We start from the raw sequence: 232 nt of genomic DNA on the forward strand, positions 1-232 counted from the left end.
CACTTCTTTTATTTTTCCAGCAACAAAACGGGTTTCATCATGCTCATTATCCGCTTCATAATAATTAATTTTTTCCCCATCCTCATTTTCAGTCCAAAGCTTCTTTGGCTTTCTATTCGGATTGTTTTCGATGACTTGATTTGCCGCTTGAAGTATTTTCTTCGTAGAGCGATAGTTTTGTTCTAACATGATTGTTGTAACATTAGGGTAATCCTTTTCAAAGGACATGATA

Annotated in this window: 1 protein-coding gene; it reads right to left on the minus strand. The window is 34.9% G+C overall.

What is annotated here, in order from left to right:
* Positions 1–232, minus strand: a 232-nt coding sequence (locus tag AOA62_RS30580) for a 3'-5' exonuclease (protein ID WP_305886554.1), incomplete at both ends; no start/stop codon positions are given.

It is taken from the genome of Pseudomonas sp. 2995-3, from assembly GCF_002742565.1.
Classification (GTDB): Bacteria; Pseudomonadota; Gammaproteobacteria; order Pseudomonadales; family Pseudomonadaceae; genus Aquipseudomonas; species Aquipseudomonas edaphica.